This is a genomic window from Sphingomonas sp. ID0503 (genome assembly GCF_048565625.1).
In the GTDB taxonomy this organism is placed as follows: Bacteria; Pseudomonadota; Alphaproteobacteria; order Sphingomonadales; family Sphingomonadaceae; genus JBLZUR01.
In genome coordinates this window covers 2,754,477-2,781,136 of sequence record NZ_JBLZUR010000002.1, presented here as the reverse complement: position 1 = coordinate 2,781,136, position 26,660 = coordinate 2,754,477, and the positions used below count along the sequence as shown (strand labels likewise).

The window sequence follows — 26,660 nt, the reverse complement described above, 5'->3', positions numbered from 1 at the left end:
ACGCCGTCCGGCTCGGCCGGGCGGCGGATCAGTTCCGGGTGCGGAGTGACGACATGGCCTGGAGCAGGTCACGCTCGAGCGCGGGTATCAGGCTGATCGTATAGGCTTCCGAGATGTGGCTGTTGTCATGGTAGACGAGCAGCCCGTTCGCGATCGCCGGGCATGTCGTTCCATCGCAGAGATAGTTCGACAGGTCGATGAACCGGAGCTTGGGCGGGGTCGGGTAGGCGAGGAGCGGGCTGGGATCGGACAGATGGTCCGCGCGCTTCAGATCGCATTGTGCCGGATCGTCCAAGTGGCGGGCCACGCAGGACGGGGCGGAGATGCCGGGTCGCGGATTGTCGCGGATGGCGATCACGGGGATACCCTTCGCCATGAACCTGTCCCAGCGCGAGGTATAGTCGTCCGGCACGAAGTCACCCGGCACGAAATCATCGGCCGCGCGGCCTTCCGCCTTCGGCCGCGTCGCCGTGGTGACGACATAGTCGGGCTTGAGCCGCAGGACCTCCTTCACCGCATCGTCGGCCCAGCGCCGGCAGGCGGGGATCGAGGAGCTGACCACATCCTTGCCGCTATACTGGCCGCTGAGCGAACAGGCGCTCTTGGTGATGGTCATCAGGTGTAGATGGTTGCGGATCGCGATCTTCTCGAACGCCGGGAACCACTGCGTTGAATGCGAACCGCCGATTAGCAGGACGCGCGGCCGGCCCGGACGCGTGTCGCCGAAGTCGCAGACGACGATGCGCGACTGCTTCGGCCTTTGGTTGCAGCCGTTCGTGTACAGCTTCACCCGCATGCTCGGGATGGCGACGAGCTGCCTCTCGATATCGGCAGGCAGGCGGCGATCTATGACGGCCAGCGGCTTTGCCGGCGTGAGCGTGTCGAGCGTCCGCGCATAAGCCTGCGTCTCCCCGGTGAAATGGCGGTTCCAGGCGGCGAGCATCAGCAGCGGCGGCACGGCGAGGATCGCGGTGAAGACAAAGGGCAGGGCAAGCCGCACCCAGGCCGGGCGGCGGGCGAAGAATGGCGTTTCGAGGATGTAGCGAGACGGATCCTCGACAAAGCGCTTGGTCAGGATCGCGACGACCACGGCAAGGGCGATGACCAGCAGACCCTGCGGCAGGTTCAGCTGGGCGGTGCCGAACACTTCCTGCGCGAAGACGAGGATCGGCCAGTGCCAGAGGTAGACGGTGAAGGCGATCTCCGACGCCTTCTGCAGGAACGGGTGGGAGAGGAGCTTGCCGGCCCCAGCCGGTTCTCCCCGGGCGCCCGAGACGATCAGCAGTCCGACGCCGATGACCGGCACCAAAGCGGCGAGACCTGGGAAGGGTGCCGTGGACGGCACCACGATGCCACAGCTGAGCAGCAGCAGGACGCCTGCCCAGGCGGCGATCGCGGCGGTGCGTGAGGAAAGAGTCACGGTCGACACCAGCACCGCGGAGATCGAGCCGACCATGAATTCCCAGAGACGGGTCGCCGGGTTGAAGTAGTGCGGGCCGGGGTTGAGGGCGAGGATGTAGAGCGCGAAGCCGAACGAGGCGGCGAACAACGCGCCGAAGACCAGCAGGTGGATGCGCCTGTCATATGCGCGGCCGGAGACGCGTCGGCTGACCAGACCGACGAACCAGACCACCATCGGCAGAAAGGCGAAGAACTGGATCTGGGTGGATAGCGCCCAGAACTGCTGGAACGGGCTCGCCGGCTGATCGCGTGAGAGATAATCGGTCGAATCACGGATGAGCTGAAGGTTCTCGACCTGCAATGTCGAGGCGAGGCCGTTCAGCGCGAAGCCGTTCCAGAGCGGTCGCGGCAGCAGGAAGGCGCCCGCAATGATCGTCGCCACGATCACCAGCATCGCGACCGGCAGAAGGCGGAGGGCGATGCGGCCCCAGAACTGGAGCGGGTTCACGCGCCCGGTCTTCTCCAGGGTGGAAAGGAGCGACGTCGTCATGAAATAGGCGGAGATGACGAAGAAGGCGTCGACGCCGCCGGAAACCTTGCCGATCCAGATGTGGAAGATGACGACCAGCGCGATGCCGATCGGGCGCAGCCCCTGGACATCGGTGCGGTAGAACTTGCGGACCATCGGCGAGGGGCTTGAGGCGGCCGGGGCCGCGCCATTTTCTTCCGCGCGCATTAGCGAGAACCCGGCGACAGATCGATGGCGGCGAGTGGCCGCGTCGGTGCGGCGCGCGGCCGCAGCAGCCCGCTGATCAGGCCCATGGCCGTCACGTTCCATGCGGCAAGCGAATAGAGGCCGAGCGACGGCGAGCCGCGCCGGATGGTGAGGAAGGCGAGCGGCGCGAGGAGCACGGCCAAGAACACCAGAAAATGGCCCGTGACCAGCAGGCCGAGCAGCAGCAGCCACCAGGCGATCACGACGAGGCCGTTGCGGATATGGCCGAGCCGCCGAAGCACGATCGGCAGGTGCCTTTGGCCGATCGCACCGCGCAGCACCTCGCCCGACGCGCCCGAATAGCCCGACCTGATCCGCCGCATCAGCAGGCTGTAGCCGCCCGCCGTATGACCGAAATGATCGATGGCGGGCGCGTTGATGCGTGCCAGCTTCCAACCGCGCGCCTGAAGCCGCGCCGCCAGCTCGAACTCTTCGAAGGCGTGGAGATTGCGGTCGGCGAAGTACCCCACCTCCCGCACCGCGCTCGCGCGATAGAGCCCGCCGCAATCGAGCCGGTCGACCACCCCCGGTTGCCAGTCCCGACCCGCGCGCACGCTGTTGGCGCGGATCTGGAACTCCTGACCCTCGGTATTCCGCTCGCAGACCAGTCCGCCCACCGCCGCGACCTCGGGATTGTTTTCGAGATAGGCCACGCCGGCGATGAGGAAGCCCGGATCGAGGACCATGTCGCCGTCGAGCAGGTAGAAGAACTCGCCCTGCGCATGCTGGAAGGCGAGCTGCGCGCCTGCGCCGCAGCAGCGCTCGTCGCGATTGGCAAGCTGGACGATCCGCACCGGATAGGATCGCGCGATCTCCACCGTCCGATCTGTGGAGCCGCTGTCGGCGAGCACCACCTCCCCGCCGAGGGGGGCGACCGCCACCAACGCGCTTTTGAGAGCGACGGCGATATTGGCTTCCTCGTTGAGGGCCTTGATGCCGACCGTGACCTTCATAACACGACCTCTCGCGGATGGTTGAGCGTCGGGGCGCCGTCCCCCTGCGCTTGGCGCCAGCGATGCGCCTGAACCCAGGTCCAGCAGGCGAACACCGCCTCACCCAGGAAGATGCCGCCGATCGACCATAAAGGTCCGACGGTGACGAGCAGGAGAACGACCGTGGCGATCGAGACGACGGCGGAGAGCACGCTTGCATAGGCGAGCGGGCGGAACTGGCCCGCCGCCTGCAACAACGCGCTCTCCGGCGCGCGGATCAGGCGCATGCCTGCCACCGCAAGCCAGAGGAGCGCGCCCACCGCTAGGAAGTGCAGCGGATAATGCGCTGGGAAGATGAGCCTGGGATCGAAGGCCAGCAAGAGGCCGATCGCGATGGCGGTCGCCACCCACACCGCGATCAGCGCCAGGCGGAAGGTCCGGACGGAGCCGATGGCGGCGGCGAAGCGTCGTTCGCCGATCTGCCGCGCCATCTGTGCGCGCTCGAACTCCGACAGGGCATTGGTCGCGACGCCGATCGGCCGGATCATCAGCGCGCTGGCAGCAAGCGGCGCGAAGGCCGACGGCCCCTGCAGGCCGGTGACGATATAGGCATGAGCATTGGCGGTGGCTTCGGTGGTGAGCACGCCCAGCAGCGACCAGCCCGAATGCTGGCGCCATATGGCCGCATAGCCTGCGGCGTCCCGGACACGCGGATGCAGGAACTGCTTCGCCAGATAGGCGCGCCCGAACGGCAGCAGCCCCAGTGCCGCGGCAAGGAGGAGGGCGGCGTAGGCAAGATCGAGCGAAGGATGTCCGGTCAGCATTACCAGGCCAACTCCGGCGACGAGCGCGACGCTGTACGTCACGTCGGAGGCGGTCGTCCGGAGCGGGTGGCCGGAGGCGTAGCCATAGGCCCGCGCCAGCCAGCGGATCAGCGCCACCGCGCCATATGCCGCGAAGAGGAAGGCGGCGAGCGGCGGCACCTTCAGCAGCAGACCGAGCCCGAACAACACGGCGAGTGCGAGCACGGAGGCGACGAGACTGACCGCCAGAATGCACTGCGGGGCCGCTTCACGGTCCTCCGCAGTGCCCTGCGACATCAGAATGGGCAGGGGCGCGCAGAACAGGGCGCTCCACAGTCCCCAACTGAAGACGGAGGCGACGAAGAGAAAGGAGAAGCTGCCGAACGCGTCCGGCGGCAGCATCTTCAGCAGCATGAGCGACAGCAGAAGCTGGCTGCCGGCCGATGCAATCGGCCCGACCGCGCTGATGCCGTAGCGGAAGATCTTGCCGTGCAGGCCGGTCTGTCGTCCGGGATCAGTCACGGGCAGGCGCCTTGTCGTCCTCAGGCGGATCGCCGACCACGCCGATGAGCGCGATCGCCGTCAACAGGAAGACCTGCACGATGGCGTCGCGATCCATCAGGGTACTCTCGGTCATGTTGTGACCGGCGCAGAAGGTTATCATCGCCAGCAGCAGCGCACCGCGCTGCCGCTCCGGCGCCGTGCTCGCCAACAGCCTGACGATCGGCACGACGATCAATGCGAACACGGTCAGCGCCAATCCCGGAATGCCCACCTGAACGAGGACGTCGAGATAGCCGTTATGCCCGCTGGTGATGTGGGTGACCCATCCCTTGGCGTACTGATTAATCGGGCTGGCGACCGCGCCGATGTTCCAGAACGAGCCGTAGCCGGCACCGGTGATCGGGTGATCGCTGGCGAAGACCAGCAAAGGCGGCCAGATCATCCCACGACCTGTCAGGGCGCCCGGATCGCTCAAGGGCGCGATGATGTCGTCAAAATAGACAATGGTCAGCAGCGCGGCGCCGGCGGCGACGACGGCAAAGACCGGGATTAGGAGCGCCCGATAGGCGGGGTTGTACGACCGGTATACGGCCGCCACGAGCAGACCGAGCAGGCCGATGCCCATCGAGGTCTTCGACATCGTCTTCAAGAGGAAGAACAAAGTGGCGAAGACCAGCAGCCATCGCGTGGCCCCCCGAATACGGCCGGGATCGATGATGAGGATCAGCAGGGTGAAGCTGCAGATCGCACCCGCGAAGTTCTTCTGGGGAAGCACACCGCGCCAGTTTCCGATCAGTCCGGGTTCCAGCAACTCGCTGTACTGGTGGATGCCGACAGAGGGAAACAGGGCGACCGTCAGGTAGTTCGCGACCAGGGTGGTGATCAGCACCCATCGCGCGGCGGAGAGCGTCGCCGTGTAGCCCGCTTGCCGAATCGCGGTGAAGATCGCGATGATCAGCAAGGTGGTGAGAACGAGGCGGCGGACCGCGATCGACGGGTCGGCCGCCCAGGTCACCGACAGCCAGCACCAGCCAAGCGCAAGCACCAGCGTCAACGGCACCGCAAGGAGGCGTCTCGGCTCCGCCCAGAAGCGCGTGCTGGCGATCGCGGCAAGCACGCAGACGAGGTAAAGAAACTGCCGGAGCGGGCTGCCTTCACCGGTGAACGGCTCCGGCTTCATCGTCATGTACGGCCCGAGGATCGTCAGGATCAGGATACCGCCGATCGCCGCCTGGGCGAGAGGGCGGTTGCGCGGCACGACACCATCTGCGGGCAAGGTGACCTGCGCCGCCGAGGCGACCCCGCTGCTCACTGCGCCATGGCCGGTTGCACCGCCACGCGGCGGCGAGGGCCGAAGCGGTTCAGGACCGCAAGCAGCGGGCGCTCGATCAGGAGATAGGCGAGGACCCCGGCCGCCACGGCGACGATGGCCGTGACGATGAACACAAGCTCGGGCGGCAGAAGTCCCGGAAAGAGCTTGTGGTTGACCGCCGCCGCCACCGACAGGACCGGCGAATGCACGAGGTAGATCGAGAACGACGCGTCGCCGAGCAGCAGTAGAAGCGCCGGCGGCGTGAATACACGATCCCGCTCATACAGGATCGCGCCGAGCAGGATGGCTGCGAAGCAGAGCGCCAGAAGCAGCAGCTCGACAGTGTCGCGTCCGGCGGGGCCGATCCGCGGGTGAACCATTCCAGCGGCCAGCATCGCGGCGAGCATCACGAATCCGCCGATCAGGATTGGTAGCGCCCAGCGCGCCTGCAGGCGGCGAAAGAGCGCGTACACGCCCATGCCGAGCAGGAAGTAGACGTTCCACATGTGGAGGATGCCGGGACTGGTGCGGCCGAATACAAGGCTGGACACGAAGATGCCCACCGCCCAGGCGGCGATCACCGCCACGCCGAACCGCCGATTGAGGATGAGCGTCAGGAAGATCGCGTAGAACCCGACCTCGTAGAACAGCGTCCATGCGACAGCGAGGGGCGCGAGCGGCCTTGGATCGAAACGGATGAGCGTGGCGCTGGAGATCAGGTTCTCCGCCGTCCAGCGGAATTCCGGGCTGCCGAGATTCAGAAGCGCGGCAATGACGTAGAGCGCCGTGAAGATCCAGTAGATCGGATAGACCCGCGAGAAGCGGCGCCAGATATAGCGACCGGCAGCGGCGGGCTGGCCGATGTCGCGGGTATGCGCGAACAGGATGATGAAACCGCTGAGCACGAAGAAGAAGTTGACCCCGACCCAGCCCCGCGAGGTGACCGCGCCGAAGACATCGATGGCGCCGTATTGCGGTTTCGCCAGGATCAGGTGGGTGTGGTAGATCGCGACCGCGATTGCCGCGAACCCCCGCAGGATCTGAACAGTGAAGAGCGACTTACGCGGCGCGTCTCCGCGTGGGGGTGCCTCGTCCGGGGCGCTGGCGAGGGCGAGCGTCATGGAAGGAGCCCGCGATAGGCGGCGACCATGGCGTCGAACGTCGCGTTTTCGGCAAGCTTGCGTGAGAGGCCGGAGAGGCGGGCGCGAACGTGCCCGTTGTCGAGTACCCCTAAGATCGCGTGGGCCAGCCCGACCTCGTCATTGACGCCGACCGCGATGCCGCAACGCTCCCCATCCGTGGCGGTGATGCCTTCGATCTGCACGGGCACGTCCGAGACGACGAGCGGCAGGCCGAGTTTCGCCGCCTCGATAAGGCCGAGGCTATGCCCTTCGAACAGGCTGACCTGAGCGAAGACGTCCGCGCCCGCCAGAATCCTCATCGCGTCTTCGCGCCGCCGGTGCCCGAGAAAGTGCACCCGATCATCGACGTCCAGATCACGTGCCAGCCCCTTCAGCATGTCCTCATCGGGGCCGTTCCCGACGATGTCGATGGTGACGTCCGGCATATGCGTGGCCGCCCGGACGAGCAAAGGATAGTTCTTCTGCCGCGCGAGGCGTCCGGTCGCCACCACCTTGCGGCCTTGCGGCGCGGTGCTGCGGACGCCTTTGTCCAGCTCGCCGAGCAGACTCTCGATGGACGGAGGCAGCGCGTTGTGGATGGTGATCCGCTTCGCCCGGTAGGCGGCGGGCTTTGCGTCCAGCGAACGCCCGACCGTGTCCGAAACACTGACAATCGCGGACACGCTGCTGAGCGATCCGGCCACAGAATCGACCCGGTTGAGCATCGGATTGTGGGTCTCCGCAGGCGAGTGATGGGAGAGCACGACCCGCGTCCCGTCGCCGGCGATCCGCGCCGCCAGTGCAGCCATGACGTTCGCGGCGGGCATCGCGGTGAAGATGACGTCCGGCTTTTCGCGGCGGATCATCGCGATCAGCGTGCGCAACATTGCCAGCTGCGCCGTCGGGCGTGTCGGACGGACCGGTACGACATAGCGCCAGGGCAGTTCGGGCGGCGCCTCCCGTACCGTCTCGCGCATCGGGTACAGCGCCATCAGCTGGACCTTGTCGCCCTGGCGGTGAAATCCCTCGGCGAGGTTGGCCCAGATCTCCTGCGCCCCACCGGCCGAGGAGTGGGAGACCATGAACCAGGCGGTTCGCGGGGGCGTGACTGCGCTGTTCAAGGACGTGCTCCCTGTCCTTCCGCGATCTCACGCTCGATGATCGGGGCCAGCGTGGCGGCGATCAGGATGGACCCCGGGGCCGTCAGGTGACTGGTGTCGTATTGCAGGGGAACGCCGGGCCCTACCAAGGTGCGGCAGTCGCCACCCTTGGGGCACAGCAAGCGGACCAGCGACACATAGGGAACGTCGTGGCGCCGTGCGATCTCGCGCTCCGCCGCATCCGTCTCGAAGCTTTCCGAGACGTGGTTGCGGGCGGGTGCCGCCTGCTCGCGACCAAGCTGCGAGTAGACCAGCAGTCGCGGCAGCTGCGCCGTGTAGCGGGGTATCGGCCCGACCAGGATCGGATTGAGCGCGCGGATACGTGGATCGGACAGCGTTCGTTCCAGTGCCGCCATGTCGTGAAGGCGCCAGCTCCCCGCCAGGATGACGGCAGCGGGCTTATGGGCTGGCGCCCAGCGCAGCAGCATGTCGCGCTCGAACGCCTCGCAGTTCAGCCGTTCCCGCTCCACGAGGATCGGGCGGCAACCGATCATATTGGCCTGCAGCACCTCGAAGCGCGGATGCTGGGAAAGGCCGGGCCAGAGATGCGCGCTATGGCTGTCGCCCAGCAGCAGGACGGTGGGCCGGTTCGTCTTTCGTACCAGGCACTCCGGCCGGATGGTCATGTTCTCGCTAACCGCGAAGCAGGTTCCCCGCCGGTACAGCTGATCGCCATCGACGCTCAGATAGCTGCCGATCTTGCGCTGCTCCGGCGTGAAGCGCCAGCCGAGGCCACCGGAGAGAAGAAGCGCGCCGGCAATTGCCAGAGAAACGGCCATCACGCCGGCGGCCGTCCACAAGACGCGCGGGGTCGGCCAGGCCGGCACGCTGCGGAAGGGGCGTTCGACGAACCGCCAGGACAGCGTGGCGAGCAGCACCGAAAGCGTCACCTCCGCCACTTTCGCCACCGGGTCCGCCAGCGGAACGAACAGCCAGATCTTGGCGAAGACGATGACCGGCCAGTGCCAGAGATAGAGCGAGTAGGAGATCCAGCCGATGAACACCGCCGGCTTGAGCGACAGCAGGCGGCCCGCGAGGTTTCCGCTCGCGCCGGTCAGGATCAGCAATGCCGCGCCGACGCAGGGGAGGGCGGCGGCAGGGCCGGGGAACGGCGTTCCCTCATCATAGAGAGGCAGGCAGACGAGGATCGCGGCGAGCCCCGCGAGACCCAGAAGCTCGTTGATCCACCGCTTCCGGATTGGGTTGACCGGCAGCAGTGACAGGGTGGCGCCGAGGCTCAACTCCCACGCTCTTGCGGGCAGGAGGTAGAAGGTCGCGCTCATGTCGACCGGCAGCATGACGACCGATATGCCGAAGGAGACGATCGTCGTCGCGACGATCGCTATGACGAGGCCATGCCGTCGTGTGCCCCCGATCGCCGCCAGCATCAGCGGCCAGACGATATAGAACTGCTCCTCGATCGCCAGCGACCAGGTGTGGAGCAGCGGCTTCACCGTGGAGGCGGCGTCGAAGTAGCCGGTCTCCGAATAGAACAGGAAGTTGGAGGAGAAGAGCGTCGTCGCCGCGACCGAGCGCGCATAGCGTTCCAGCTCCTCTGGCAGCATGGCCACGCAGGCGAACAGCGTGGAGACGGCGATCATCACGAAAAGGGCGGGGAAAATCCGCAGCACGCGCCGCCGATAGAATTCGGCGATCGAGTGCCGCCCGATGGCAAGGTCCCGCACCAGGATGCCGGTGATCAGATAGCCCGAGATGACATAGAAGATGTCGACTCCGACATAGCCGCCGCGGAAGCCCATGACCAAAGCATGGTTGAGGACGACCGGCACGACCGCCAGCGCGCGGAGCCCGTCGATGTCGGGCCGGTACGACGGGTGAGTCGCGGCGTGGATGCGGCGACGCTCATCCGGCGCGATATCCATGCTCATGTCCTGGCCGCCGTGCAGAAATATTCCCCCGCGTGTCCGCCGGCGCGACCGGACCACCCGTCCGTCCGCTCCCGTACCTGCTGCGGTGCAGCACCGGCCGCCTTTTTTTCAGTCTAGGGCTGGGGCGTCAACTCTCCAACTGCTAGGGAAATGACCGGTATTGCCTTGTCAGTGGCTTGCGTCCGTGTTTTGTGCGTGCGAACAAATGAGCCGAGCGCGTCCGGGGACGACATGTCATGACGAGAAAGCGCATCCTGCTGGTTGCCTCGGCGGGAGGGCACTGGGTGCAGCTTTGCCGATTGAGCAAGGCGTTCGAGGGGCATGAGGTTCAGTACGTCACGACCATGAAGGGCGCTATTGCGCCGAATAGCGATCGCCCCGTCGCAATCGTGCCCGACGCATCGCGGAACGATGTCTTCAAGCTGCTGATCCTGCTGGTGCGGCTGGTCGTCCTGATCGCCCGCTATCGCCCGCATGTCCTCGTCACCACGGGAGCCGCTCCCGGCCTGTTGGCGCTGCAGGTCGGCGGGTTGCTCGGCGCACGCACGGTGTGGATCGACAGTGTCGCCAATTCGGAGGAACTTTCTCTCTCCGGCAAGCTTGCCGGGCGAGTCGCGAGCCTCTGGCTGACCCAGTGGAAGCATCTTTCAGGGACGGCTCCGGGCCTGACCTATATGGGATGCGTCCTTTGATCCTGCTGTCGGTCGGGACCCAGTTTCCCTTCGATCGCCTCACCCGGGTCGTGGACCTGTGGGCGAAGGAGACCGGCCGCGACGACATCGTCGCGCAGATCGGCCCATCGCGCTACAAGCCGGAGGCGCTCAAGACCTTTGATCTGATCTCTCCGGACGAGTTCGCGCGATTGCAGGCGGAGGCGGAGCTGATCGTCGCCCATGCCGGGATGGGATCGATCCTCGGCGCCATGGAGGCCTCGACCCCCCTCATCATCATGCCGCGCGATCATGAGCGAGGCGAGCATCGCAACGGCCACCAGATGGCGACCGCGCGGCGTTTCGAGGGTGCGGCGGGCATCTACGTCGCTTATGACGAGGTCGCGTTGCGCCAGTTGCTCGACCGCAGCGCTGAGCTTGATGCGGCTGCGGCAACGCCCGACAGCGCCTTGCCTCAGTTCGTCGCGGAACTGAAGGCCTTCGTGGATCAGGATGTGCGGAGCCCCTCGCTGATCTCGCGCGCCGCCAGGATGGTCAGGTCCTTGTGGTGAGCACGTCCCAAGCTCCAACACAGAAGTGTCATTGGCTGACAGGAATCCACGCGGGACGGGGTCTTGCTGCCGTCGCGGTGGTGATCACCCATGGCATCGCCCATCCGTTTCCCGGTGCGCCGGGCGTCGCCCATCTGCTGGGACGCTACGGCGTGACGCTCTTCTTCGTGATCAGCGGCTTCATCATGATCGCGTCGACAGGCAGCGGACCTTTCGATCCGGCGCGATTTCTCCGTCATCGCATCCGCCGGGTCGTGCCGCTCTATTGGCTGGTCACGCTGGTCGTGGCGGTGACCACCATTGTCGCAGCGCGCGCGTTCAAGACCACGGCTTTCGACATCGAACATATTCTCAAATCGATGTTTTTCATTCCGTACTACTCGGATGGGCGCATCTTCCCCTTCTTCCGCCTGGGGTGGACGCTCAATTTCGAGATGTTCTTTTATCTCATCTTTGCCCTCGCCTTTCCGCTGACCGCGAAGATGCGGGCGCTGGCGGTCAGCGCCGTATTATTCGCCTTCTATGGTGCCGGCCAGGTCTTCACGTTCAGCAGTGCGCCGGCGGTGTTCTACACGCGCGTCGATACGATCGCCTTCATCGCGGGGATGTGGGTTGCGCTCTGGGCGAGGCATGGCCGTGCCCTGGACCGCAATGCGCAGGTCGCGCTGGCCGCGGCCAGTGCCGTGATCATCGCCGTGATCGCCTGGTTCTACGAGCCGATCAAGGAGAACGACCTCACGCAGCTCGCGCTGATTATCGCTTGCGCCATGCAGGCGATGATCTTGAGCACGCTGCCGTCATCGACCCGGTTTCCCAGGCTGATCCTGTTCACCGGCGATGCGAGCTATTCGATCTACCTGTGGCACATGTTCGGCGTCGGGGCGGTGACAGCGCTGATACGTCGACTTGCGCCCAGTCTCCTCGTCCCGGGCATGGCGCTGGCGACCTTCGCCGGGCTGGCGGTAGGCATGGCGGTCTACATCCTGATCGAAGCGCCGCTGAACCGCAGGCTGCGTCGCGATCACGCTCCGCTACAGGCGGCTGCCGGGACCGTCTGAACCTCGCAATCGGAGAGGTCGCTTAGGGCTGGGTCTTGGCGCGAATCCCGCGCAGGAAGAACCGCTTCTTGCCCGACAGCGCCGCGATGAGCGGGCGTTCCACCAGATAGTGGACAGCCATGCCACCGGCGATCGCCACCAGCGTGAAGATCACCAGGAACGGCATCGGCGCCATCATCTCCGTCCGTCCCTTCGACAGTTCCAGCAGGATGAGCAGGATCGGGTTGTGAACGAGGTAGATCGAGAAGGAGCCGTTGCCGAGCTGGACCCCCGCCCTGCGCAGGAAGCTGTCACTCCCCTGCGCGACCAGCCCGGTGGTCACGATCACCGCCGCCAGGGCCGTCCACAGGAGCGTGCGGGCGAGGCCGGGCGGAAACGGAACATAGGTGACGATCGCGGCGCCTATGATCGACAGGATGAGGCACAAGGTCAGCCCGCCGGGCAGCCATTCGCCCAGCGCCTTCGTCCCCTTCAGCCACAGCATTCCGAGCAGGAAGCCGACGCCCAACTGCAGGTTCGCTGCCGATTCGCTGCCGAAGAAGACCACCTTCAGCAGCTCGATATTGTACGGATGCCAGGGTGTCGTCTGGTACGGGAAGGGCAGCAGGACGGTCCAAAGCACCAGCGGCGTCACGAACCATGCGACGAGGAGGCCCAGATGCCGACGGCCGCCCATCATCGTCAGCGCAAACAGCACATAGAAAAGGAATTCGTGCCGGAGCGACCAAAGGACGTTCGGCTTCAGCTCTCCGACTGGCCAGATCACCAGCGCGCGGAGCATCGAGGCCCAGTCCATCTCCCGCGTGCCGATATAGGTGAAGATGTTGTAGCCGATGGTGCAGAGCCACAGGAACGGCACGATCCGGGTGAAGCGGCGGCGGGCGTATTCGTTGACCGTCATGGTCGGCTGCCACGCATGGTCGAGCGAAACGATTGCGATGATGAAACCGCTGATCGTGAAGAAGACGGTAACGCCGAAACCCCCGACGTCCGGCATCTGGTACGGATCCACCCCGAAATAGGGCGGGTGACCCATCATGCCGTTCGCGTGGGCGAGAACCACCAGTGCAGCGGCGCAGCCGCGCAGCAGCTGGATACCCGGTAGTAAGCCTCGCGGCTTGGCGCCCGCCTCCCCGGTTGGATCCCTCGACATTCGGCTCAGTCCCCCGACTACTTCGCCGAACAACGCTCTCGTGCTGGCGCGATGAAAGTCAAGTCGTTGCATTCAGTGCGTTGCTGCGGTGCGACGTGACGAGAGATTTCTGGCCCGGAGGCGCATTGGTGGCAGGCTTGCCGCGTCGGAGCCGTAACACTATGCTGCGCGGCACAAGGATAGACCGGTTCGGGGTGGCTGATATGAAATCGACAGGATGGTCGGCATTCGTCTGCGCGCTCGCTCTCACGGGCTGCTCGGCCCCCGCCACCGTCCAGCCCACGGGTGACCGGGTCGCATCGGCCAGCGCGGCGTCCGAGGATTACAAGCTCGGCGTGGGCGACAAGGTCCGCATCAACGTCTTCCACGAAGACACGCTTTCGGGCGACTTCACCATCGGTTCGAGCGGGAACCTCTCCCTGCCGCTGATCGGGACGGTGCCCGCCCTCGGCAAGACCCTGCCGGAGGTCTCCGCCGATATCGGCCAGCGCCTGGCGGGCGGCTATGTTCGCGATCCCAAGGTGAGCATGGAAGTCGTGACCTACCGTCCCTTCTACATCCTGGGGGAGGTGAAGTCGCCGGGGAACTACCCGTTCGTGAACGGCCTCACCGCGATGAACGCGATCGCGACGGCGCAGGGGTTCACTCCCCGCGCCAACCAGCACATGGTCTATATCCGTCGCGACGGCGCCAGCGAGGAGGTGCCGTACAAGCTGACGCCCGACCTGCGGGTCCTGCCGGGCGACACCCTGCGCCTGGGTGAGCGGTACTTCTGACCTTGGCAAGGTTCGCGACCCGCGCCGGGAACGGCGACAAGCTTGGCGCCGGCGCCCGAAGCGTGCCCGTGCGCTTTGTTCTGGCTGCGGCGGGCTTGAGCGTGGGTGTGGCGATGCCGGTCCACGCGCAGCAGGCCGGCGAGCTGATTACCGTTCCCGCCGTGCCGTATGGATACGATCGGGGCCGCAATGTCGCCGTCGCCGATCGCCCGCGCCCCGACTACGATGCGCTCGGCATCCGGGCGGGCGGCTTCATGCTCTACCCCCGGGTAGAAGCCGGTATCGGCGGCAGCGACAACGTCTATCTTTCGGAAGGCAAGAAGACCGGCGATCTTTATGGGATCGTCAGTCCGTCACTCCGCGCTCAGTCGAACTGGTCGCGCCATTCGCTGAGCGCCAGCGCCGCCGGCGGCTTCCGGCGCTTCTTCGATGAAACGCCGCGCAACGAGGACACCTGGCGCGGATCGGTCAGGACGCGGCTCGATATCGGGACGGCGATGACCTTGAGCGTGGAGGGGCAGGCGGGACGTGTCTTCGAGACACCGTTCTCTGGCGAGGTCGACGCGAATATCGCCGCCTTGTCCAAATACGACTATGCGACGGCGTCCGTTCGCGGGCAATATTCGCTCGGCCGCACGCGGCTGTCGCTCGGCTACACACGCGACGATTACAGCTTTAGGCCGATCAAGTTCACTGACGGCACCCGTTTTAGCCAGGCCAGTCGCGACCGGACGATCGACAACGTGACGGGTCAGGTCGATTTCGCGCTGTCGCCGAGCGCGTCCGTCTATGCGAAGCTGAATTACGAGAATATCACTTACGACGTGCCGCTCGCCGCCGGCATACCGAAGCGGTCGTCGCAGGGATACCGCGCGATCGGTGGCCTCAGCGTTGACCTTGCTTCCTTCCTGCGGGGTACGATCGGCCTCGGCTACACGGTGCGCGACTTCAAGAGCGAGGCCTACGACGCGGTCCGGGGCCTCTCCGCAGAGGCCGAGGTCGAGTACTTCTACTCCGATCTGACGACCGTCACCCTTCGGGCCAGCCGCAAGATCGAGGATGCGACGCTCTTCAGCAATTCCGCCTTCTTCGACACGCGCGGCGGCGTGCGGGTAGATCATGAATTGCTGCGCAACCTGATCCTGAATCTGGGCGGCGAGTATTCGCACCAGAGCTACAAGGGTGTCGACCGGACCAACGACATCTATCGGATCAGCGGCGGCGGGAAGTATCTCGTCTCGCGTAGCGCCTTCCTATCGGCGGCCGGAACGTACTCGAACCGCAAGTCAGAAGACGTGCTCGGCAGGGACACGTTGGGTGAGTTGCGCGGTGAAGTGACGCTCACATTTCAGCGCTGACATGTACGCATGTTTCCTCTAGGTTGCTGCACCGCAGCAAAGTCTCGGAGACGATAATGGATTACGCCCTGGGATCCTCTTCCCAGTCCCACAGCCCCGGTGAGGTGCTGAAGCGCAACCTGGTCATGCTCCGCAGGCGATGGAAGACGATGGCGATCGTGTCGCTGGCCGTCTTCGTCATCGGCATGATCGGCGTCATGCTGCTGCCCCCGAAATACGAAGCGACCGCGCGCGTGCAGATCGATCCCGCGCGCAACAACGCGCCCAATCGCGAGCTGGGTCTCAGCCTGGGTTCGGAAGCGATCGAAACGGAAGTCACCGTCTTCGGCGCGGAGGAGCTGGCGCGTGACGTGGTTCAGCGGCTGAAGCTGCAGAACGATCCTGAGTTCAACAAGGGCCTCGAAACGCCGGCACTCTCGCCGCTGGAAGAGGCCGATCGTCTCAGCACGATCGCCCGCCGCGTGCAGAAGGGCCTGAACGTCCGGCGCGACCGCCTGACCTACGTCATCAACGTCGGCTACAAGTCGCTGAAGCCGGTCAAGTCCGCCGTGATCGCGAACACTTTCGCGGAAGCGTATCTCGACTATCGCGTCGGATCGCGCACCGGCACTGCCGCCCGCCAGTCGAAGTTCTTTCAGCAGCAACTGGCCGAACTCGCTGCGCAGGTGCGTGCCGCGGACGACGCGGTGGCGCAGTATCGCGCGCGCGCCGGCATCGTTGAGGGAACCGGTGCCAGCACCATCGCCGACCAGCAGGTGGCGCCGCTTTCGACCCAGCTGGCCAGCGCCGAGGCCGAGGCTGCAGAGGCGCGGTCGAACCTGGCGGTCGCACGGCAGCAGATCGCGCGCGGCGGGCTCGACGCCGTGTCGGAGGTCCGCAACTCCACGGTCGTGTCCAACCTTCGCGCCCAGCGCGCGGAGGTGTCGCGCAACGCCAGCGAGATCGACTCGCGCTATGGCGAGCGTCACCCCGAAAGCCTGAAGGTCCACGAGCAGCTCCGCTCGCTCGATGCCCAGATCGAGGCGGAGGCGCGGCGGGCCATCGGCACGCTGGAGGCCACGGCACGCGCATCCGAGGCACGGGCGGCGAGCCTGCGCGGTGATCTTTCCGGGCTGCAGGGCAAGCAGGCCGCGAACACCCGCGCGAGCGTCGAGGCGCAGAGCCTGGAGCGTGACGCCGCCAGCAAGCGGGCCGCCTACGACAAGCTTGCGGAGATGTCGCTCGACACCCAGCAGAGCGCGCGCAACCAGATCGCTCAGGCGGTGATCGTCGACCGCGCCGTCGCGCCGACCGCTCCGAGCGCCCCGAATCGCAAGATGCTGGCGATCACCGCTCTCGTCGTGGCGCTCGCGGCCGGCCTCGCGGTGATCATCGCGCAGGAACTGCTGCAGACGGGCGTCCGCGACGCCGACTTCTTCTACAAGAGGTACGGCCTTCCCCTTCTCGCCTCCGTTCCGATGACGCCGAAGGGCGTGTCGCCGGCCGACGTGGTCGCCGACCGGCCAACCTCCGCCGTGGCGGAGTCGCTCCGGATCGCGCGATCGGCGATCGTCGGCAAGCGCGCCGATCCTTCCCGTCGCGTCATCGCCTTCACCTCGGCTCTGCCCGAAGAAGGCAAGACGACGACGGCCCTGTCCTTCGCACGCGTCCTGGCGCTGAACGGAGGGACGACGGTGCTGGTCGATTGCGACATCCGCCGTGCCTCCGTGTCCACGCTCGCGCAGATCCGGATGACGCAGGGTCTGGTCGAATATCTGCGCGGCACCGCCAGCTTCGATCAGGTCGTGCGGCCGGACCGCGTGGACAATCTCGACATCGTCGGCGTCGCGGAGCCGACTTTCACCTCCGAAAACCTCTTCGGCGGCGAGGCGTTCGACAATCTGCTGAGCGGCCTGGCCGGCCGGTACGACCATGTCGTGCTCGATCTGCCGCCGGTCGTCGGTCTCGCGGATGCGCGCACCGTGTCGGCCAAGGCGGATGCAGTGGTGCTGATCACCAGCTGGTCCTCCACACCGGCTTCTGCGGTCGACAGCGCCATGACCGGGCTCTCGGCCGAGAGCGCCAAGGTGATCGGCGCGGTCTTCACCAAGGTCGACCCGCTGAGCGAGGCGGGTGGCGGGATGTACTATAGCAAGAAGTTCGCCGCCTACTATCAGCAGGCGTGATCCGGCAGCGGGTCAGGAGCCGACGGACCCGCCGGGGGCATCCTGACCTGCACCCCTCTATCGTTCAGACGGCAGGCGCGCCGGGACGGAGCGGCTGATACCGGCGCAGGCTGATCCCCGGCCAGGACTGCACGTCGATCAGCTTGGCATGGGCGTCGAGCTGGGTTCGGAGGACGTGATGAGCGTCCGCCTCCCATGTCCGATACTCGATCAGCAGGATCGGCCTTGTGTAGGCGGCGGGTGTCTTCGTGAGGTTCGCCCAGATATGGGCCGCGTCGGTCCAGCTATGGCGGTAATCCACCTGCAGCGGCAGTGGGGGGACGGGCGCGCCGTAGAAGTTCAGGCTTTTCACGATACGGTTGTTGTCGCACAGCAGGATGCCGTCGGGCCTGCCCTCCTTGAGATAGCGCGCGAAGCTCCGCGTATCCGCCTTGGCGTAATCGGGGTTTCGATAGTTGTTCCAGAGCGAGAGCCCCAGGCATCCGCCGAGCAGCGCGACCCCCGTCAGCCCGGCCCAGCGTGAAACGGGCGACCCGTCCTGCGCCGGTCGCAGCCAGCGTCGCCACACCTCGACAAGCCCGAAGGCGAGCAGGATGATCAGCGGCGGGTAGGAGACGATGACGTAGCGAACATTGTACTGGATGTTGGTGACGACGGTCGCCAGCACCGCCAAGGTAATCGGCACGGCAAGCCACATCAGCAGCCAGATGCCGGCCCAGCGGTATTCCGTCCGCAAGGCGCGCCTCAGCCCCAGCAGGCCGATCAAGCCGGTCGCGATCCCGGCTGCGGCGATCTCCTCCGCATTATGGATCAGCAGCGAGACAGGGTCTCCGGCTGCGGTGCTGAGCTGCCGCAGGGTCGGCCCGAAGGAGAAGCCGACGATGAAGGTGTAGAAGGTGTATGGCGTCCACAGTAGCGGTGCCGGCTTCTCCCACCCCGCCGCATTGCCCAGCTTGTTGAGCGTCAGGAACAGCCAGATCGCGAAGATGGCGAAGGCGATCACCTGCGTCGCCAGCCAGGCCCAGGATCGCACCTTGAACGCTTGCCCGCGCAGCAGCAGGTAGAAGCCGAAGGCCGCGCCGACCAGGATCATGTAGTGGTGCATGCCGAGACCGATGGCGGTCACGGCTGTAAGGGTGGCAAGCTCCCACCATTTCAGCGGCCGCTCGATCACCGGCCATGCCACTGCGACGTAGAGCGTCGCGAAGAGCAGGACGAGCGCGTACATGCGCGCCTCCTGCGAATACCAGATGGCGAAGGGGGAGATCGCGACCAGAAAGGCCGCGACCAGCGCGGTGGTGCGCGACCGCGTCACCCGCCCGGCCGCGACGTAGATCGCGGGAACCGTCAGGACGCCGGCGATCGTGGACGGCATGCGCAGCGCGACCGCGTTGTTGCCGCCGATCTCCGTCGCGTACCACAGGGCGATCGAATGGAGCGGGGCTATGTGGTCCGCCCTTGCCAGCCCGACCAACCCGCCCGCGCCATAGGCACGCGAGTTCCGGAAGGACGACACCTCGTCCAGCCAGAGCGACTGCCCGTCCAGATTATAGAAGCGGAGGATCGCGGCGAGAAGGGTGATGGCGCCGGCGATCAGCCAGCCGGTTCGTGCGGAAGGTTCCCAGGCGGGCTGGCCGGCTCGGCCGGATATCGCAACATCGATCATACGCCCCTACCTCAGTCCCTGGATGTGCCGTCTTCATGATGACAGGGGCGTCCTGCTGGTTCAGGATCTCCGCGCCTGTCGTCCAAGCCGCTCGCCACGATCATGCGAGGCGCAGCGTCCGCTCCGCGAACCGCTCGGTCGACCGGCCGATCCGGATCATCGGTGTTTCGACCAGCGAATGCACCACGGTCGCGACGAGAATGGTCACCATGAAGTACAGGAGGGTGAGCGTTCCGGCCGCCAGCTCCCAGGGCACGGCGGCGGGCCAGATCGCCTGGCACACCTGCTTCACGATCATGTGGAACAGGTACATCGAATAGCTGATCAGCCCCAGCCAGGCGAGCCGCGGGCCGGAGAACCAGTGCCGGTGGATGGCCAGCAGGAACAGCCCGACGCCGATCAGATAGCCGACATCGGCCGCCACCCAGCCCACCAGCTCATTCTGCGCATAATAATAGGCGGCGGTGTTGGCGGTCATGACCGCGCCGAGCAGGATCGCGAGCGACGCCGGGTAAAGCCAGCGGGGCATGCCCTGATGCTCCAGCGTGTGCAGCCGCGCGATCGTCCCGAAGTGCATCGCCGCCAGATAGGTGGGCACGCCGACCGCAAAATTGTTCTCCGGATGGACATAGCGGTAGAACCCGCCGGCAAGCGCAATGCCGAGGAGGATACACATCACGACGAAGTTGGCGAACGGCCTGTGCAGCAGCCGTGCAGCGAACATCGCGTAGCAGACGCCGTAGAAGATCAGCTCGACGAACAGCGTCCAATAAGGGCCGATGATGTGCGATTGCCCGAGCACGATCTGCAGCATCGTCATGTTCACGAGGATGCGGATCGCGGTGAACGGCTCCTGCCCGCATAGGGGGAACACGGCGGCGGCGACGAAGATCGACGTCCAATAGGCGGGATAGAGCCGGAAGAACCGCGTGATCGGGAAGGTGACGAGCGGCTGCGGCCCCCTGAAGCTGAAGGGCACGACGAAACCGCTGACACAGAAGAAGGCGACGATCCCCAGCCGGCCGAAGCTGAAATACTCCAGGAAGACCTTCCCGAGCCAGTCGTACCATTCGGCCGGCGCGTTCTGCTTGCGCAGGAACTCGCCCCAATGCCCGAGCATGACGGAGAGTGCTGCGATGCCGCGCAGCCCGTCGATCTCCTGATGGCGATGGCTGCTGGACATGCTAACCCGGATGGCGCCTGATTACGCCGAACGGAGCTACACTATGCTGCCCCGCAATATGCGGGCACCCCGGGGCTAGGAAGTGGACGTACTTTAGCACCGCTTCACCGCACCAGCTGAGTGAGAATGGGGTTTAGCTCGGACGAACTATGCACCATGCACCGCACCATGTATCTGCCCCGTAGAGCTCGGGGAAGGTTGGCGATGACAGTTGCGGCAAAAGGCGGTTTGCGGCAGCGGAACTATGGTCTGGATGGCATGCGGGGCGTGGCAGCGATTTGGGTCGTGTTCTTTCATGCGTCGGTGCTGGGGCTGCCTCTCGCTCCCGGTGGATATCTCGCGGTCGACTTCTTCTTCATTCTTAGCGGCTTCGTCGTACAACGGGCCTATGCTGAGCGGCTTCGGAGCACGATGAGCCTATGGCAGTTCGTCGAAGTGCGACTGGTCCGGCTCTATCCACTCTTTCTGCTCGGCTTGCTGATCGGGCTGGGGCGAGCTGCGGGGGCAATCATCACGCAGGATCCGCGCGCACCTGACATCGGCGAGGTACTGACCTCCCTGGTGTTCAATCTCTTCTTCCTTCCAACGCCACTGGTGCTATCAAGCATCTTCCCGATGAACGCCCCAAGTTGGTCGCTTTCATTGGAAGTCATGATCAACCTCGTCTTCGCGATTGGCTTGTTTCGGGCGAAGAGCCGGACGATCGTTGTGCTCTGTATTGCCGGAGCAGCCGGGATGATCTTCGCATCCGTCCAAACCGGTGATCTTGATGTCGGGGTGAGATGGGAGACGTACCTCGGTGGTGTGTCCCGGGTGTTCTGGGGCTTCGGTATCGGCGTACTTATGGGCAGGCTGTTGTCAGCCCCTCCATCGCCCCGCATCCGACCATTGTGGTTGGGGGGTGCCCTACTCCTGTTGATCGCCGCGATGTCGGCGCCGGTCTCGCCCTCGCTGAGGCCGCTTTATGACGTTTTCGCCGCTATCTTTTTGTTCCCGGTCGTGCTCCTCGTCGGCATCAGATGCCGGGTCGAGGGTAAGCTAGCCAAGGCGTTGGGCGCGCTCGGAGACATCTCTTACCCCCTGTATGCGGTACATTATCCCTTGATCCTGCCCTTGCACATGCTCTTGGCGAAGGGTGGGCTGACGGGACCTAGCGAGGCTCTCCTGATCTCCCTGATATGCGTACTGGTTGCTGTTCCCCTCTCACTGATCGATGAAGCGGTCAGGCGACGGATCGAGGGTTGGCTTCGGCTTCGGCGCTCGGCTCCTCTTGATACACTCCGCGCCTGAGGCAGTCACACCTTACCTGGCAGTGCAGGTCCGCGCTTCTCGCCTCCACCGACTACGGTCGACTGGGAGCCCGCACGCGGCGCGAGATCGGTAAGCGCGATAATCAAGAGCATGATTACGTTGAGGAAAAGGTCGCGATTGAGGAATGTGGTTTCGGTGAAGTTGTTTCCCACAGAAAAAACAAGCAGCGCGATCAACAAGCTAGGAGCACCTCTCTCTTCGAAGTGCCTGTAAAACAGCTTGGCGGTAGGGATCACAATAAACGATAGGACGAGAAGAACGAGGCCGACAAGGCCGATTTGCACCCATATGTCCAAATATCCATTGTGGCCGACCGACACTCCGTCTCGAATCCACTCGTAAGTCGAGTACTGCTTGATCGGGCTGCTCGCGCCGGTTCCCCAGAACGCACCGAAGCCGCTTCCGAGCAGCCAGTGATCACGAATGCTATGAACAAGCGCGATCCAGATGAGACCTCGACCGGTAAATGCAGTCGGATCATAGAGCGCAGCGTAGAATGGCATCAGCATACGGCCACCCATTATCCAGACCGCCACGGCAACGCACATCATGGCTGGGATTAGCAGAAGCCGGTATGTGGGATTGTATTTGTAGAAGCAGAGGCCCGCGACCGTCGCCAGCGCAAGAACGCCCATCGATGTCTTGGATTGGGTCTTCACCAGGAAAAACACGGCGGCGATAATCATGCCGACGCGGAAAACCGTGTTCAAGGATCGACCGTTGAATATGAACAGGAGGGCCGTGACCGCGCAGAAGCTGCCGCACGTGTTCTTGTCCATCATGATCCCACGCCAGCTTCCCGCAGAACCCTCATCCATGCCTACGTTGGCCAGCTGTATGCCGGTCGAAGGAGAGATGATCATCCGGAGGAAGCAGGCGATGAGCGCTGCGGTGACGAAATAGCGAAGCATCGCGACCATGCGGTCGTAACCGAGTTCCCGCGCGAGCATGAAGGCCGTTGTGACGGTGACGCTTGCCAGGACAAGCCGGCGGATGGAGACCTCCGGTGCGATCGACCATATGACGCTGGCCCAGCACCAGGCCAGAGTGATCAACAAGCTGAGCGGCATTGCAAACAGACGCAGTGGCCTGCTCAATCCGCCGCATCCTACGAATGCGCCCAAGAAGCCGATGATGACGAGCAACTGATGGAGACCACTCCCGCTGCCATCTGAGGTCGCAAACGGCTCCTGTCCCAGCAGGAAGTCGCCGAAGGTGGTCATGCCCAGGAAGAGGAATGCCCCTACCAGCGTCGCAACGCGTCTGTAATCCAGACCCGCGCCGGATGCGGCTCTTGCGCCTAGCTCACCACGCGACATCTCTTAGTTCCGCTGCCCAACAACGGGGAGGCACAAGCTCGCACTGAACGGCACGACAGGCTTCACCGCGCAATGCGCGGGTTCGCCGTAGACCCAGCTGGAGCCCATCAGGCCGATATAGACGCGGCCGAACACGTCGGGATCTGCGCCCAGGACGGTGACGCGGTCCAGCCGGTCGAGGGGGAGACCGCCGACGCGTTGCCAGCTCTCCGCCTCATCCACCGACCGCCAGATGCCGTATTCGCCATCGACCTTCGCGGAGACGAAGATGGTGGGATATGCGGCGCCCGGTGCCGCCTTGCCGAAGGCGACGTCGTCCACCTCCGTGATGCCGTTCAGGGGCAGCCAGGTCGCGCCGCCGTCGATGCTGCGGCGGAGGCGGGTGTCCATCTTGCCCATCACGCCGGAGGTGAAGAACAGGTGTCCGGCAAAGCCCGGCACCGCGCGCAGCTTGGCCGCCCATCCGCTGGATGGCGCGATCTCGCCCTCGAACAGGCGGGTCCAGCGCGCGCCGCCATCCTCGCTCTTCCACAGGCCGGCGAGCTGCGGGTTGGTGCGGTTGCCGCTGTGGGCGAGGTAGAAGGTGCCCGCCTGCACCGGATCGGCGACGAGGATCTTGCGCTGCAGGTGCTTGGCGGGGTGCGATCCGGTGAAGGGCAGGCGCTCGCCGGGAAAGCTCACCCGCTCCCAGCTGCGCCCGCGATCGCGGGTGTAGAACGGCGCGCGGTTGAAGCTCGGCACCCAGACGATGTTGTCGGGATCACCGGATGAGACGGCGATCGTGCCGAACGACATGCGCCAGGGGTCGTCCGCCTGCGTGCCGGGCGGCGTCGGCAGGCTCGCGAACTTGCGCCAGCTCTGCCCGCCATCCTCGCTATACCCGGCCATCACCGCGTCGCCGTCCTCGGAGCAGCAGGGCCGCGTGTCCGATGCGTTGGTGATGATGATCTTCGGGTCGGCGGGGCTGAAGACGATCTGCTGCGCGGCGATGATCACCCGTTCGCGTGGGCCGTAGGTGGTGGAGAAGCGGTTGAGGTCCGGCTTCACATGAATGCCGAAGTCCCATGCGGCGAAGAGCGGGGCGAGCCCCGGCGGCTGGATCACGTCGTTGGTCACCAATTCCTCGATGCCCCGGCTGCGGCTGATCCAGTCGATCGTCCGCGATCCGTCGAGATCGGCGTAAAAGACGCCCGTGCCGGCCGAGACCCACAAGCGGTTCGGCCGCACGGGATCGAACATCACCTGGGAGGTGGCAAAGTAGCTCTGGTCCGCGACGTGCAGCCACGGGGGATCGCCTTCGCCCGCCGCCGCATTGTGGCTGAGCGTCTGCCAGCTTGCGCCCTGGTCGGTCGAACGCCAGCCGCGTCCGGCCTGATCGAAGGTGAAGATGGCGCCGTCGGCGGGGTTCACCGCCACCGTGCCGAATTTGCGTGCGTCCAGCAGGCCTTCGGCTGTCAGGTTGGTCCAGCTGCCGCCCTGCCGCCGCCACAGCGCTTTGGCGACCGGATCCGCGCCAAAAAAGCTGCCGTCCTTCGTGAAAGCGCCACCCGCCAGCGTCTTCGGACCCGCGCCCATGCCGGTGAAGCTTGCCCCGCCGTCGCGGGAGACGAACAGGCCTTGACCGGGCACCGCTGCCCAGATCTCCGCCGTGCCGGGCACGAACCAGATCGGGGTGCCCGCACCCTTTGCCGCGTCACCGGGCTTCACGAGTGGTGCAGGGATGCCCTCCGCGCGCTGCCAGGTCCGTCCGCCGTCCGCCGTCCGCCAGATGCCGTCGAACGGCGTTCCAAACAGGGCCAGGTCGGGGTTTGCGGGGTCGATCGTCAGGATCGGGTCGTAATGGATCAGATTACCGATGTGGCCGATCTGGACAGGGAAGGGGCCGTTTTCCGGTGCTGCCCAGTGCGCGCCACGATCCTCCGAGTGGAAGACGGTGCCGCCCGCTTCCATGTACAGCCTGCGGCCATCCGAAGGGGCGACGGCAATCGCGGTGACGCCGCCGGTCAGCCCGGCCTGCGTGCGGAAGCGTTCCGGCATGGCGGAGGCGGTGACCAGCTGGTCCCAGCGGTCCTCCTTCGGCTGCCAGATATACGCCCCATAGACGTCGGTGCGAGCCACGAAGGTCTTGCCCGCGCGGTCCGCCGACAGCCCGACCACGAACCCGCCCGCGCCGATCGCGACCGGGCGCCAGAGGTAGCGTTCGTCCTTCACCGGCTTGCCGTCAGGCGAGGCGGCGGGCGGCGTACGGAGCGGCTCGGCCGGGCCGCGTCCTGCCCAGAGCAGCGTGGCCGCGAGGGCGATTGCGGCGACGATCCCCACCAGAGCGATCCGCCAGGCGGTCAGCTGCGCGCGTGATCCGGGCGCGCCCCGACGGGGGCGCCCCGGATCACTTCTTGCGCCAGGTGACGATCGCTGAAGCCGCATAGTTCCAGACCACGCCCACCGCGATGCCGGCCAGGGCGGAGACGATCCAGGACCCGTGATAGTGCTTATAGTCCATCACGTAGGAAGCGATGCCGACATTGCCGATCGCGCCGACGGCGGAGACCAGGTTGAAGGTGAGCCACCCCAGGAACAGCTTCCAACCCTTCAGCCTGCGGTCGCGATAGGTCAGCGCGTTATTGAGCAGGAAGTTGGTAGTGATCGCCACGATCGTGGCAACGGTCTGGCCGAACTGGAATGTCGTGTGCAGCCCTTTGAAGAGGACGAACAGCACCGTCATGCTGACGAAGACGCCGCTGCCGCCCACCAGCGCGAAGCTGATGAAGCGAACGGGCACGATATGGCCGATCGCCTTGTCGAGCAGCAGTAGCAGATATTCCCAGAGCACGACCGAATCGAGCTTGCTCTCGCCATGCACGCGGGAACGGAACTCGTAGGGCACCTCGGCGATGCGCAGCGGCTGCGGCGTGGAGGCGGCGATATCGAGCAGGATCTTGAACCCGATGCTCGACAGGTCTGGCAATGCGGCCATGAACGCTTCGCGCCGCAGCATGAAGAACCCGCTCATCGGATCGCTGATCGGCGTCCCGGTGATGCGGTTGGCCAGCTGCGTCGCGAACCGGCTCATCGCCGCCCGCTTCTTATCCCAATCGCCGATGCCGCCGCCGTCGACATAGCGGCTGCCGACGACCAGATCGACAGGCTGGGTGCGGAGCACCTCCAGCATCTTCACCAGCGCGCGTTCGTCATGCTGCCGATCGGCGTCCATGACGGCGATAATCGGCGCGGCGGTGGCGAGTACACCTTCGACACAGGCCGAGGACAGCCCGCGCCGTCCGACGCGATGAACCACGCGAACGCGCGGATCGCGACGGGCATGCTCGCGCACGACCTCAGCCGTCTGGTCGGGCGAATCATCGTCGACGAAAACGATTTCCCAGGCGACGCCGGGCAGGGCGGCATCCACCGCCTCGATCACGCCGGCGATATTGTCGCGTTCCTTGAACGTCGGAACGATAATCGCAAGCTCAGCCGAGCCCATCAACAACACTCCGTCCGTCCGTGCGGCTGCGCGAGCCGTATCGCCAATCATTTTTTTGCGCAAGCGAA

The 26,660-nt window shown here is 65.4% G+C and carries 20 protein-coding genes; 7 read left to right on the top strand and 13 right to left on the bottom strand.

Annotated features, from left to right (window positions below):
* Positions 1-28: 28 nt before the first annotated feature.
* From ACM608_RS14585 to ACM608_RS14555, 7 genes are read right to left on the bottom strand one after another with little or no spacing between them, the layout of a single operon-like run.
* The gene (locus ACM608_RS14585) at positions 29-2,137 is read right to left on the bottom strand and encodes an acyltransferase family protein (protein ID WP_419684131.1); all 2,109 of its coding nucleotides are present in this window, start codon (positions 2,135-2,137) and stop codon (positions 29-31) included.
* Positions 2,137-3,129, bottom strand: a complete 993-nt coding sequence (locus ACM608_RS14580) for a glycosyltransferase family 2 protein (protein ID WP_419684130.1) — start codon at positions 3,127-3,129, stop codon at positions 2,137-2,139. Before ACM608_RS14580 ends, ACM608_RS14585 begins: the two co-directional genes overlap by 1 nt.
* Positions 3,126-4,433 carry a hypothetical protein gene (locus ACM608_RS14575; RefSeq protein WP_419684129.1) on the bottom strand — a complete coding sequence of 436 codons (1,308 nt, stop codon included), beginning with the start codon at positions 4,431-4,433 and terminating at the stop codon, positions 3,126-3,128. Before ACM608_RS14575 ends, ACM608_RS14580 begins: the two co-directional genes overlap by 4 nt.
* On the bottom strand, positions 4,426-5,727 hold the full coding sequence (locus tag ACM608_RS14570) for an O-antigen ligase family protein (protein WP_419684127.1): 1,302 nt from the start codon (positions 5,725-5,727) through the stop codon (positions 4,426-4,428). The genes ACM608_RS14575 and ACM608_RS14570 overlap by 8 nt, the downstream gene beginning before the upstream one ends.
* Positions 5,724-6,848, bottom strand: coding sequence for an acyltransferase family protein (locus ACM608_RS14565; RefSeq protein ID WP_419684125.1), 1,125 nt, complete (start codon positions 6,846-6,848; stop codon positions 5,724-5,726). The genes ACM608_RS14570 and ACM608_RS14565 overlap by 4 nt, the downstream gene beginning before the upstream one ends.
* On the bottom strand, positions 6,845-7,969 hold the full coding sequence (locus tag ACM608_RS14560) for a glycosyltransferase (protein WP_419684123.1): 1,125 nt from the start codon (positions 7,967-7,969) through the stop codon (positions 6,845-6,847). Before ACM608_RS14560 ends, ACM608_RS14565 begins: the two co-directional genes overlap by 4 nt.
* Complete coding sequence (locus ACM608_RS14555; protein WP_419684121.1) at positions 7,966-9,897, bottom strand: acyltransferase family protein; 1,932 nt, start codon at positions 9,895-9,897, stop codon at positions 7,966-7,968. The genes ACM608_RS14560 and ACM608_RS14555 overlap by 4 nt, the downstream gene beginning before the upstream one ends.
* A 236-nt stretch (positions 9,898-10,133) precedes the next feature.
* Between ACM608_RS14555 and ACM608_RS14550 the strand changes: the two genes are divergently transcribed.
* The 3 genes from ACM608_RS14550 to ACM608_RS14540 are packed head-to-tail and all read left to right on the top strand — an operon-like array spanning position 10,134 to position 12,177.
* On the top strand, positions 10,134-10,589 hold the full coding sequence (locus ACM608_RS14550; RefSeq protein ID WP_419684119.1) for a UDP-N-acetylglucosamine--LPS N-acetylglucosamine transferase: 456 nt from the start codon (positions 10,134-10,136) through the stop codon (positions 10,587-10,589).
* Positions 10,577-11,119, top strand: coding sequence for a glycosyltransferase (locus ACM608_RS14545; RefSeq protein ID WP_419684117.1), 543 nt, complete (start codon positions 10,577-10,579; stop codon positions 11,117-11,119). The genes ACM608_RS14550 and ACM608_RS14545 overlap by 13 nt, the downstream gene beginning before the upstream one ends.
* A complete protein-coding gene (locus tag ACM608_RS14540) occupies positions 11,113-12,177 on the top strand; it encodes an acyltransferase family protein (RefSeq protein ID WP_419684115.1) in 1,065 nt (354 codons plus the stop codon). Before ACM608_RS14545 ends, ACM608_RS14540 begins: the two co-directional genes overlap by 7 nt.
* 22 nt (positions 12,178-12,199) lie before the next feature.
* On the opposite strand, the gene ACM608_RS14535 is transcribed toward ACM608_RS14540, so the two are convergent.
* A complete protein-coding gene (locus ACM608_RS14535; protein ID WP_419684113.1) occupies positions 12,200-13,330 on the bottom strand; it encodes an acyltransferase family protein in 1,131 nt (376 codons plus the stop codon).
* Between the two features lie 203 nt (positions 13,331-13,533).
* Between ACM608_RS14535 and ACM608_RS14530 the strand changes: the two genes are divergently transcribed.
* The 3 genes from ACM608_RS14530 to ACM608_RS14520 are packed head-to-tail and all read left to right on the top strand — an operon-like array spanning position 13,534 to position 17,629.
* A complete protein-coding gene (locus ACM608_RS14530) occupies positions 13,534-14,106 on the top strand; it encodes a polysaccharide biosynthesis/export family protein (RefSeq protein ID WP_419685225.1) in 573 nt (190 codons plus the stop codon).
* 2 nt (positions 14,107-14,108) lie between these two features.
* Positions 14,109-15,464, top strand: a complete 1,356-nt coding sequence (locus tag ACM608_RS14525; RefSeq protein ID WP_419684112.1) for an outer membrane beta-barrel protein — start codon at positions 14,109-14,111, stop codon at positions 15,462-15,464.
* A gap of 56 nt (positions 15,465-15,520) precedes the next feature.
* Positions 15,521-17,629 (top strand): GumC family protein, encoded by a 2,109-nt coding sequence (locus ACM608_RS14520; protein WP_419684111.1) that lies wholly within the window; start codon positions 15,521-15,523, stop codon positions 17,627-17,629.
* Between the two features lie 64 nt (positions 17,630-17,693).
* On the opposite strand, the gene ACM608_RS14515 is transcribed toward ACM608_RS14520, so the two are convergent.
* Together ACM608_RS14515 and ACM608_RS14510 are read right to left on the bottom strand one after the other, a co-directional pair.
* Positions 17,694-19,295, bottom strand: coding sequence for a glycosyltransferase family 39 protein (locus tag ACM608_RS14515; RefSeq protein ID WP_419684110.1), 1,602 nt, complete (start codon positions 19,293-19,295; stop codon positions 17,694-17,696).
* A gap of 100 nt (positions 19,296-19,395) precedes the next feature.
* Complete coding sequence (locus ACM608_RS14510) at positions 19,396-20,478, bottom strand: acyltransferase family protein (RefSeq protein ID WP_419684108.1); 1,083 nt, start codon at positions 20,476-20,478, stop codon at positions 19,396-19,398.
* A 204-nt stretch (positions 20,479-20,682) separates the two neighbouring features.
* Here ACM608_RS14510 and ACM608_RS14505 point away from each other — a divergent pair, with 204 nt between their 5' ends.
* Positions 20,683-21,768: an acyltransferase family protein gene (locus ACM608_RS14505; protein ID WP_419684106.1), complete on the top strand. Its 1,086-nt coding sequence runs from the start codon at positions 20,683-20,685 to the stop codon at positions 21,766-21,768.
* 5 nt (positions 21,769-21,773) lie between these two features.
* On the opposite strand, the gene ACM608_RS14500 is transcribed toward ACM608_RS14505, so the two are convergent.
* The 3 genes from ACM608_RS14500 to ACM608_RS14490 all read right to left on the bottom strand — a co-directional run bounded on the left by ACM608_RS14500 (position 21,774) and on the right by ACM608_RS14490 (position 26,592).
* A complete protein-coding gene (locus tag ACM608_RS14500; protein ID WP_419684104.1) occupies positions 21,774-23,012 on the bottom strand; it encodes an O-antigen ligase family protein in 1,239 nt (412 codons plus the stop codon).
* Positions 23,013-23,111: 99 nt separating this feature from the next.
* Entirely contained in the window at positions 23,112-25,427 is a 2,316-nt protein-coding gene (locus ACM608_RS14495; RefSeq protein WP_419684103.1) for a WD40/YVTN/BNR-like repeat-containing protein, read from the bottom strand.
* A 67-nt stretch (positions 25,428-25,494) separates the two neighbouring features.
* Positions 25,495-26,592 (bottom strand): glycosyltransferase family 2 protein, encoded by a 1,098-nt coding sequence (locus tag ACM608_RS14490; protein WP_419684101.1) that lies wholly within the window; start codon positions 26,590-26,592, stop codon positions 25,495-25,497.
* Positions 26,593-26,660: the final 68 nt, after the last annotated feature.

Excerpts from the sequence above, each read along its gene's own strand:
- ACM608_RS14580 (WP_419684130.1), bottom strand. The coding sequence starts at position 3,129 with ATGAAGGTCACGGTCGGCATCAAGGCCCTCAACGAGGAAGCCAATATC.
- ACM608_RS14490 (WP_419684101.1), bottom strand. The coding sequence starts at position 26,592 with ATGGGCTCGGCTGAGCTTGCGATTATCGTTCCGACGTTCAAGGAACGC.
- ACM608_RS14520 (WP_419684111.1), top strand. The coding sequence starts at position 15,521 with ATGGATTACGCCCTGGGATCCTCTTCCCAGTCCCACAGCCCCGGTGAG.
- ACM608_RS14585 (WP_419684131.1), bottom strand. The coding sequence starts at position 2,137 with ATGCGCGCGGAAGAAAATGGCGCGGCCCCGGCCGCCTCAAGCCCCTCG.
- ACM608_RS14505 (WP_419684106.1), top strand. The coding sequence starts at position 20,683 with ATGACAGTTGCGGCAAAAGGCGGTTTGCGGCAGCGGAACTATGGTCTG.
- ACM608_RS14545 (WP_419684117.1), top strand. The coding sequence starts at position 10,577 with ATGCGTCCTTTGATCCTGCTGTCGGTCGGGACCCAGTTTCCCTTCGAT.
- ACM608_RS14510 (WP_419684108.1), bottom strand. The coding sequence starts at position 20,478 with ATGTCCAGCAGCCATCGCCATCAGGAGATCGACGGGCTGCGCGGCATC.
- ACM608_RS14550 (WP_419684119.1), top strand. The coding sequence starts at position 10,134 with ATGACGAGAAAGCGCATCCTGCTGGTTGCCTCGGCGGGAGGGCACTGG.
- ACM608_RS14530 (WP_419685225.1), top strand. The coding sequence starts at position 13,534 with ATGAAATCGACAGGATGGTCGGCATTCGTCTGCGCGCTCGCTCTCACG.
- ACM608_RS14535 (WP_419684113.1), bottom strand. The coding sequence starts at position 13,330 with ATGTCGAGGGATCCAACCGGGGAGGCGGGCGCCAAGCCGCGAGGCTTA.
- ACM608_RS14500 (WP_419684104.1), bottom strand. The coding sequence starts at position 23,012 with ATGACCACCTTCGGCGACTTCCTGCTGGGACAGGAGCCGTTTGCGACC.
- ACM608_RS14555 (WP_419684121.1), bottom strand. The coding sequence starts at position 9,897 with ATGAGCATGGATATCGCGCCGGATGAGCGTCGCCGCATCCACGCCGCG.
- ACM608_RS14565 (WP_419684125.1), bottom strand. The coding sequence starts at position 6,848 with ATGACGCTCGCCCTCGCCAGCGCCCCGGACGAGGCACCCCCACGCGGA.
- ACM608_RS14515 (WP_419684110.1), bottom strand. The coding sequence starts at position 19,295 with ATGATCGATGTTGCGATATCCGGCCGAGCCGGCCAGCCCGCCTGGGAA.